Origin of the sequence: Kitasatospora sp. NPDC057015 (genome assembly GCF_042673745.1) — a bacterium.
In the GTDB taxonomy this organism is placed as follows: Bacteria; Actinomycetota; Actinomycetes; order Streptomycetales; family Streptomycetaceae; genus Kitasatospora.
On the sequence record NZ_JBHUSG010000048.1, the window covers coordinates 70,572 to 78,285 of the forward strand.

At 75.0% G+C, this 7,714-nt stretch carries 8 protein-coding genes; 6 read left to right on the forward strand and 2 right to left on the reverse strand.

The genetic code is table 11. The annotated features are described in order from the left end of the window. Positions 1-92: 92 nt before the first annotated feature. The 6 genes from ACFTWP_RS33130 to ACFTWP_RS33155 all read left to right on the forward strand — a co-directional run bounded on the left by ACFTWP_RS33130 (position 93) and on the right by ACFTWP_RS33155 (position 6,071). On the forward strand, positions 93-1,025 hold the full coding sequence (locus ACFTWP_RS33130; protein WP_380268677.1) for a 3-oxoacyl-[acyl-carrier-protein] synthase III C-terminal domain-containing protein: 933 nt from the start codon (positions 93-95) through the stop codon (positions 1,023-1,025). Between the two features lie 137 nt (positions 1,026-1,162). Beyond that, positions 1,163-1,450, forward strand: a complete 288-nt coding sequence (locus ACFTWP_RS33135; protein WP_380268678.1) for a phosphopantetheine-binding protein — start codon at positions 1,163-1,165, stop codon at positions 1,448-1,450. A 4-nt stretch (positions 1,451-1,454) separates the two neighbouring features. Next, positions 1,455-2,423 carry a hypothetical protein gene (locus ACFTWP_RS33140; RefSeq protein WP_380268679.1) on the forward strand — a complete coding sequence of 323 codons (969 nt, stop codon included), beginning with the start codon at positions 1,455-1,457 and terminating at the stop codon, positions 2,421-2,423. After that, the gene (locus ACFTWP_RS33145) at positions 2,420-3,235 is read left to right on the forward strand and encodes a 4'-phosphopantetheinyl transferase family protein (RefSeq protein ID WP_380268681.1); all 816 of its coding nucleotides are present in this window, start codon (positions 2,420-2,422) and stop codon (positions 3,233-3,235) included. The genes ACFTWP_RS33140 and ACFTWP_RS33145 overlap by 4 nt, the downstream gene beginning before the upstream one ends. A gap of 88 nt (positions 3,236-3,323) precedes the next feature. Further along, positions 3,324-4,220 (forward strand): hypothetical protein, encoded by an 897-nt coding sequence (locus ACFTWP_RS33150; RefSeq protein WP_380268682.1) that lies wholly within the window; start codon positions 3,324-3,326, stop codon positions 4,218-4,220. Positions 4,221-4,325: 105 nt separating this feature from the next. Continuing rightward, positions 4,326-6,071: a condensation domain-containing protein gene (locus tag ACFTWP_RS33155; protein ID WP_380268683.1), complete on the forward strand. Its 1,746-nt coding sequence runs from the start codon at positions 4,326-4,328 to the stop codon at positions 6,069-6,071. A 110-nt stretch (positions 6,072-6,181) separates the two neighbouring features. Here ACFTWP_RS33155 and ACFTWP_RS33160 read toward each other — a convergent pair whose 3' ends face one another. Together ACFTWP_RS33160 and ACFTWP_RS33165 are read right to left on the reverse strand one after the other, a co-directional pair. Then, positions 6,182-6,964, reverse strand: coding sequence for a glucosamine-6-phosphate deaminase (locus tag ACFTWP_RS33160; RefSeq protein WP_380268684.1), 783 nt, complete (start codon positions 6,962-6,964; stop codon positions 6,182-6,184). 207 nt (positions 6,965-7,171) lie between these two features. Further along, positions 7,172-7,714, reverse strand: a 543-nt coding sequence (locus ACFTWP_RS33165; RefSeq protein ID WP_380268685.1) for a ricin-type beta-trefoil lectin domain protein, incomplete at its 5' end; no start/stop codon positions are given.

The following is a 7,714-nucleotide window of genomic DNA, read 5'->3' on the forward strand; positions in this document are numbered from 1 at the left end:
GGCTCCACCTGCTCGACGGCACGGGGGCGGTGACTGCGACTACGGCGGGTGATCACTTGTGCGACCCGCCGGGCGTCGGAATACTAGCCCGGGTGACCGCACTGGAGGCAGTGGCCGTCCACCTTCCCCGTCATGCCGAGCCCATCGAGGCGGTAGGGGACCGGATCGGCCTGACCCCACGTCAACTTCGACTCTTCCGCCGCTTCCACGGACTGGACCAGGTGCGCCTGGATCCGGACGGGACGCTGCTCGACCTGCTGACCGGCGCGTTGGAGGCGCTGCCGGAGCTGCGCGGACGTGAACACCGCGTCCGGTTCGTGCTGCACGCACGGAGCATGCCGGTGGCCGCGCCCTACCCGCTGAACCCGCTGCACCAACTGCTGGACCGGTTCGGCCTCGCGCACGCCAACGCCTTCACCGTGACCCACCACGCCTGCGCGGTGGGGCTGCTGGCGGTCGACCTGGCCGGCCGGCTGCTGGCGGGCGAGCCGGACCCCGACGCCCTGGCGCTCATCGTGGCCGGGGAGAAGACCTTCACCAGGGACGCCCAGCTGGTGCCGGAGACGTCCCTGTTCGGCGAGGGCGCGGCGGCCTGCCTGGTCCGGGCCGAGGGCGAGCGCGACCGGGTGCTCTCCTACGCCGTCCGCCAGCGGCCCGAGTTCGACGGTCGACTCGCCGAGAATCCGGAACTCCTGGTGCGCTACCAGCGGGAGTACCCGGAGGTGATGGCCGAGGCGATCGGTGCCGCCCTCGACCAGGCAGGACTAGACCTGTCGGACATCGCGCTGATGCTTCCGCACAACGTCAACCAGGTCTCCTGGCGGGCGATCTGCCGTCGCATCGGCTATCCGATCGACAGGGTGGTGCTGGACAACGTGCCATCGGTCGGGCACAGTTTCGCTGCGGACGCCTTCATCAATCTCCACACCGCCACCACACGGGGCCTGCTCCGGCGTGGTGACCGCTACCTGATCGCCGCCGCCGGCATCGGAGCCACCTTCTCGGCCATGGCCGTCATCCACTGACGCTCCGTCAGCGACGCCTACCCGCGGGTGCGCCGGCCGTCGCCCGGGCGCTCCCCGCCCCTGCCCGCGACCACCGGGCCGCGGCCGGGCCGGCCCTCGAACCAGTCCACTCTCACGCACGACGGGACGGGATACCCATGTCAGACTCCGCGCTACGATCCGACGCCGAACTGCGCGGCCAGGTCCTCCGAAGCATCGGCGACCTGCTGCCGCGCGTACTGAAGCGCGAGCTCGCGGAGGTACCGGAGAACGCCTGCCTCTTCGACGACCTCGGGCTGACCTCCGCCGGCACCCTGGAACTCATCCTCGAACTGGAGGAGTCCCTCGACATCCATGTCGACGTGGAGGAGATCGGCGAGGACGACCTGCGCTCGGTCGCCAGCCTGGCCGACTTCGTCGCCGGACACGTCATCTCCGAGGACTGACCGGATGCCCGCCGCGACCGCCCCCGCCCCGGGCGCCGTCCGGGCGGGCGGCCCGACCGGGCCCGGTCTGCGCCTCGCCAGGATGCTGACCAGGGACTTCGACGGCAGGTCGGAGACCTCGCTCGACCCGGACCTGCGGGTCTTCGTGGGCGACCTGGCCCGCCCCTACGGCGTGCCGCTGCGGGAGGACCTGCTGCGGCAGGGCGTCGGCCACTCCTACGGGGAGATGGCCGAGAGCCTGCTGCGGGACGCGTTGCCCGACGGCGAGGACGTCGACCTGCTGATCCTCGCCTTCTCCTCCCCGGACGTGCGGCCCGGCCGCTCCACCGCCGTCCACCTCAGCCGGTTCTGCCCGGGCTCGCCGCTGGCCTTCGCCGTCTGCGACCAGGGCTCGGCCGCCGCGTTCACCGCGTTGCGGATCGCCACCGACTACACCCGCACGGGTGCCTGCCGCCGGGCGGTCGTCCTGGTGATGGAGACGGCGCACCTGCACTACGGTCCGGCCCTGCCGGTGGCACTGCCGGTCCGGCACTGCGCCGTCCTGCTGGTCTGCGAGGCGACCGACGGTGCGGGGATCCGGGTGCGCCAGTCCTCCGGCCGGCCGGCGGATCCCGCTCCGGCGCTGGTCCGCGCCGAACGGGCGGCGCTGGGACCGGCGGCGGCCGTCGTCCTCGGCCCCGACCTCACTGCCGTGGACCTCGACCTCGCCGGCTTCGGATCTGCTCCCACTGACGTCGGCTCAGCACCCGGCGCCGGCGAGGGCCCGCCCGACTCCCGGCCCGCGGACGGCGACCCCGTACCCGGTCGGACGGTCGCGGGCCGCACCGGACAGCCGCTGACCGGCGTCTGGACGGCCCTGGCCGAACGGCTCCCGCACTGGCGGGCCGAGCACCGGCCGGTGCTGGTGGCCGACTTCGACCGGCGGCTCGGCCGGCTCAGCACCCTGACCCTCCCGGCCGGGGTGGGGCCATGACCGGCGGCGCCGAGCCGGGCGCATCGTCGGCCGCCGGTACCCGGCCCCCGGCCGCCGGCAGCGCGACCGGAACCGTCCCGGCGGCTGTGGTCGAGGCCGCCGGCGCCGACCGGGTGGACCTGTGGGTGATCAGGACCGACCAGCCGGCGCCGGTCGTCCGCCGCCTGCGGGACCTGCTCGACCGCACCGAGCTCGACCGGGCCGGCGCGGGCCGGGACCAGGTCAGGACCGACCGCTTCACCGTGGTCCACGGCGTGGTGCGGCTGCTCACCGCCGAGCGGCTCGGCGCCGCCCCGGCCGAACTGGCCTGGCGGCGCGGCCCGCACGGCAAACCGGAGCCGGTGACCGACGACGGCGCGACCGGGCCGCGGCTGCAGATCAGCTACTCGGCCTCCGGCGCGCTCGCCGTGCTGGCCCTGGCCGAGGGCCGCCGGGTCGGCGCCGACGTGGAGGAGATCCGGGACGAGCGGGTGGCGGCCCGGGTGGCCGGCCGTTACTTCCCCGACGGGGACGTGCGGTTCGTGGCGGCGGCCCGCTCGCCCGGCGCCAGGGCGGAGCGCTTCGCCCGCCTCTGGTGCCGTCGCGAGGCCTGCGTCAAGGTGTACGGCGGCCGGCTGGCCCAGGGCCTGGGCCTGCCGCTGGCCGGCCCGGCCCCGCTGCGGCTGCCGGACGCCGGAGCGCTGGACCCCGGGCCGTGCTGGATCCGGGACGTGCCGGTGCCGGGGCCGTTCCGCGCCGCCGTCGCGGTGGAGGGCGACCGGCCGTTCGAGGTCCGCCGCAGGCGTTGGACCCCTGACGCCGACCGCCGCTGACCCCTCCCACAGGCGTCGGTACCCGTACGCGCCGATCCCCGCAGGCTTCGATGCCCGCAGGCTCCGAACCGATGATGGAGAGCAGGACATGACGAACACGCATCTCACGATCCCCGAGGGCGAGGCCGCACCGATCCCCACCGGGGCGCCCGGTGTGCAGCTGTACCCGGCGCCGTTCGAGGCCGTGGTCGGCCTGCTCCGCCAGGGGATCGACACCCTGGCGGCGGCCGAGCGGTTCCCCCGGGTGGCGATCCCGCCGGTCGTCCCGCGGGCCCTGGTCGAGCGGGCCGGCTACGTCAAGGCCTTCCCCCAACTGCTCGGTACGGTGCACAGTTTCACCGGTACGCCGGCCCAGTGGAAGGAGCTGGCGCCGCACGCCGTCGAGGGCGGTGCCTGGGACTCCGAGCAGCGGGCGAGCGATCTGGTGCTGCTGCCGGCCGCCTGCTACCCGGTCTATGCAGGCCTGGCCGGCAAGGAGTTGGCGCAGCCCGAACGGTTCGCGGTGGAGGGGCAGTGCTTCCGGCAGGAGGCGACCAGCGAGCCCGGCCGGCTGCGCAGCTTCCGGATGGTCGAGCTGGTCACCGCGGGAACCGAGGCGCACTGCCTGAGCTGGCGCGCCGACTGGCTGGAGGCGGTGGCCGGCTGGCTGCGGGGGATGTCGCTGAAGGTGGAGGTCGAGGTGGCCGACGACCCCTTCTTCGGGCCGACCCGGCGGCTGTTCCAGGCGGCCCAGCGGGCGCAGGAGTTGAAGTACGAACTGCGGGTGCCGGTGGCCGACGGCCTGGTCCAGGCGATCGCCTCGGCGAACTTCCACAAGGACCACTTCGGTGAGGTCTTCGGCTTCACCAGCGAGGGCGCCCCGGGCAACACCGCCTGCACGGCCTTCGGGATCGAGCGGATCGTGCTCGCCCTGCTGCACGCCCACGGCCCGCGCCCCTCGCAGTGGCCGGACTCCGTGATCGCCGCCGTCACCGGCGGCAGCTGAGCCGGCGCCGGCGGCGGTCGCCGCAGATCAGCACCGTAGCCCCGGGATGCCGACGGCGCCCGGTCCACACCCGCCCAGTCGGGCCAGCCGAAGGACGCGTACGACGTGACAGCCACCGGGCGGATGACCGTCCGCTACAGCGGCGGGGCCGAAGGCTCGGGGCCGCTCACCCTGGGCCAGGACAACATGATCCGCTGCATCCTGCGGGACGATCCCGAGCAGATCAACAAGGAGGCCGTCTGGCCGGTGCCGCCGGGCACGGACCTCCCGGCGGCGCTCGCGGCCCTGCGGACCCTGGCCGAACGGCACGCCTCGCTGCGGACCGTCTTCCCGCCCGGCCCGGACGGCTTCCCCATCGGCCAGAAGCTGCTGGCGGAGGGCGAGTTCACCGTGCGGGTGGTCGAGGCCGGGCCCCTTGACGAGCCCGGACTCGACCGGTTCGCCGACGAGTTGGCGCGCGCCGACAACGCGGTCGCCTTCGACCTCGGCGTGGACTTCCCGCTCCGCTGCACCCTGGTGACCTCGGCGGGCCGACCCGTCCGGCTGGCGGTGGTGGTCTGCCACTCCGGTGCGGACGGCGCCGCCACCGCGCTGCTCATCCAGGAGTGGCTGCTGCTCGCGGCGGGCAGGGAACTGCGGCCCTCCACCGCGCGCACACCGCTGGAGGTCGCCGAGTTCGAGAGCACCTCGCTGGGCCGCCGCCGGGCGACCGCCTCGCTGCGGCACTGGGAGCGGATCCTGCGGACCAGTCCGCAGGCCGTGTTCGCCGACTCGCGGATCACGGCGCCGCCGGACGTGGTCTCCACCCTGATCCTGCGCTCCCGCGCGGCGGCGGCGGATCTCGCGGCCGCCTCACTGCGGACCGGTGCGAGCCCGTCGGTGGTGCTGCTGGCCGCCTTCGCCGCACTGGTCGCGCAGCGTGCGGCGCAACCCGGGCTGGTGATCGCCGCCCTGTCGGCCAACCGGCACCGGCCGGTGATGGCCGACTACGTCGGCACCCTGGCCCAGGACGCCTTCCTGGCCGTCGACGCGGGCCTGGACGACCTGGACGAGCTGATCGGCCACACCAAGGCGGCCTCGCTGGCGGGTTACTGGCACAGCACCTTCGACGCCGCGCGGATCTGGGAGATGATCGACGACGTCGCCCATCTGCGCGGCTCCCGGTACGCCCGGCACGTGGTGGTGAACGACCTCAGCCTGACCATCCCCGAGTCGGCCTCCGACGCGCGGCCGGCGCCGGTGGCCGATCCGGAGATCAGCTGGTTCCCCGACCAGCGGGTGCCGGTCCGGCTGATGTTCAACATCCTGCGGGTCAACGGCCAGCTCGAACTCGCGCTGCTCGCCTGCCCGCAGGTGCTGGACCGGACCGAGCTGGAGGAGTTCGTGCGCGGACTGCTGGCGACGGTGAAGGCGGCCGCGCTCGGCCCGGTGCCGCTGGCCGGGCTGGGTGCGCTGACCGGGATCCGCCCCGGCGTCCGGGAGGGTGACTGGCGGCAGGTGGACGGGTCCTGGATCGACCTGGACGCCGTGCGCGGGTTGTTCGCGGAGGTGCTGGGGGAGGTGCTGGGAGAGGGCGCGGCCGTGCGGGTGGACCTGGTCGACGGCCGGCTGGTCGCCCGGGTGGCCACCGCGGTCACGGCGCCCGACCGGCCGGCGGAGCTCACCCCGCTCGCGGTCCACCGTGCGGTGGTGGACGCCCTGCCGGGCCGGGACACCGCGATGGCGGCCCACCACTACGTGATCCACCGGGGGGTCCCGACCGGGCCGTCGGACTGGGACGCCCTGCCGGTGCTCGCGCAGGGCAGTGGCCGGGATCCCGAGGTGGCCGACCGCCGGGCGGCGTCGGCCTGAGCACAACGCCGACGCGGGCGCTCCGGCAGCTCGGGGCTGCGGAGCACCCGCGTCGGGTGGTGGGACCGTCCGTGCCGGGCCCGCCCGGGCCCGGCGTCGGAGCGTGACGGTCAGAGCCCCTGCCAGGCGGGCTTGGCCGCGTAGGTGTCGCGGAAGTAGTCGGCGAGCTTGAGGCCGGAGGCGGCCGCCTCGTCCACCACGACGGTGGCGTGCGGGTGCAGCTGGAGCGCCGAGGCGGGGACGGCGGCGGACAGCGGGCCCTCGACGGCGAGGGCGACGGCCTCCGCCTTCGCCTCGCCGGTGGCGAGCAGCACCAGGTGGCGGGCCTCCAGGATGGTCCCGATGCCCTGGGTGATCACGTGGTGCGGGACTTCGTCCAGGCTGTCGAAGAAGCGGGCGTTGTCCTCGCGGGTCTGCCGGGTGAGGGTCTTGATGCGGGTGCGCGAGGCGAGGGAGGAGCACGGCTCGTTGAAGCCGATGTGCCCGTCGGTGCCGATGCCCAGCAGCTGCAGGTCCACGCCGCCGGCCTCGGCGAGCGCGCGGTCGTAGGCGATGGCGGCGGCGGCGATGTCCGGCGCGTTGCCGTCCGGGCCGAGGAAGGACGCCTCGGTGAGGCCGAGCGGCTCGACGACCTCGCGCAGCACCACCGAGCGGTAGGACTCGGGGTGGCCGGCCGGCAGGCCGACGTACTCGTCCAGCTGGCAGATCCGGGCGCGGGAGGCGTCCAGCGTCGCGGCCCGGACGCGGGCGGCCAGCGCCTGGTAGATCGGCAGCGGGGTGGAGCCGGTGGCGACGCCGAGCAGGGCGTCGGGCTTGGCGGACAGGAGATCGGCGATCGCCGCGGCGATGAGCTCGCCGCCTGCGGCGGCGTCGGGGACGATCACGATTTCCATACGGGCCCACCATTCCTGGAGCTACATAGAGAGGTCTAGACCATATTGCCGTGAACTCCCCTCCCAGGTCCAGTCCGGTCCGGGGGCGCCGTCGGCCGGTCCGCGCCGGGTGGCTGCACCCCGACCTGCCGTCGCGTGCCGCGGGCCGCCGCCGGGGGGGCACCCGAGGGGCTCCGGCGGCGGCCCGCGGGGCGGGGTGAGCCGCTGTCAGCGGAGGGACCACTTCTGGTTGGCGGTGCCCGCGCAGTTCCAGAGCTGGAGCCGGGTGCCGCTCGCGGTGCCCTGGTCCTTGGCGTCGACGCACTTGTCGGCCTGCGGGTTCACCAGGTCCCCGGCCCCGCTCAGCACGAAGCGCTGGGCCGGCCCCCCGTTGCAGTTCACCAGCTGGATGGCGGCGCCGTTGGCCACCGAGGCCCAGGCCACGTCCATGCAGAGGCCCAGCGAGCGGACCGAACCGTCCGCCCGGAAGTCCCAGGCCTGCCAGGCCGATCCGTTGCAGTCCTGGAGCTCCAACTGGGCTCCGTCGACGCCCTTCCCGCCCAGCACGCCGATGCAGCGGCCGGAGGCCCGGCCCGCCAGCGGACGCCCGGGGGCGGGCGCGGGCTGGGCGGGCGCGACCGGTGCGACCTGCGCCGGGGCGGCCGACTGTGCGGACCCGGCGGCCGGAGGCGCGGCCGGCGCGACCTGTGCCGGGGCGGCGGCCGCGGGCGGTCCGGCCGGAGCGGCCGACCGGTTCGCGCTCTGCGGGCC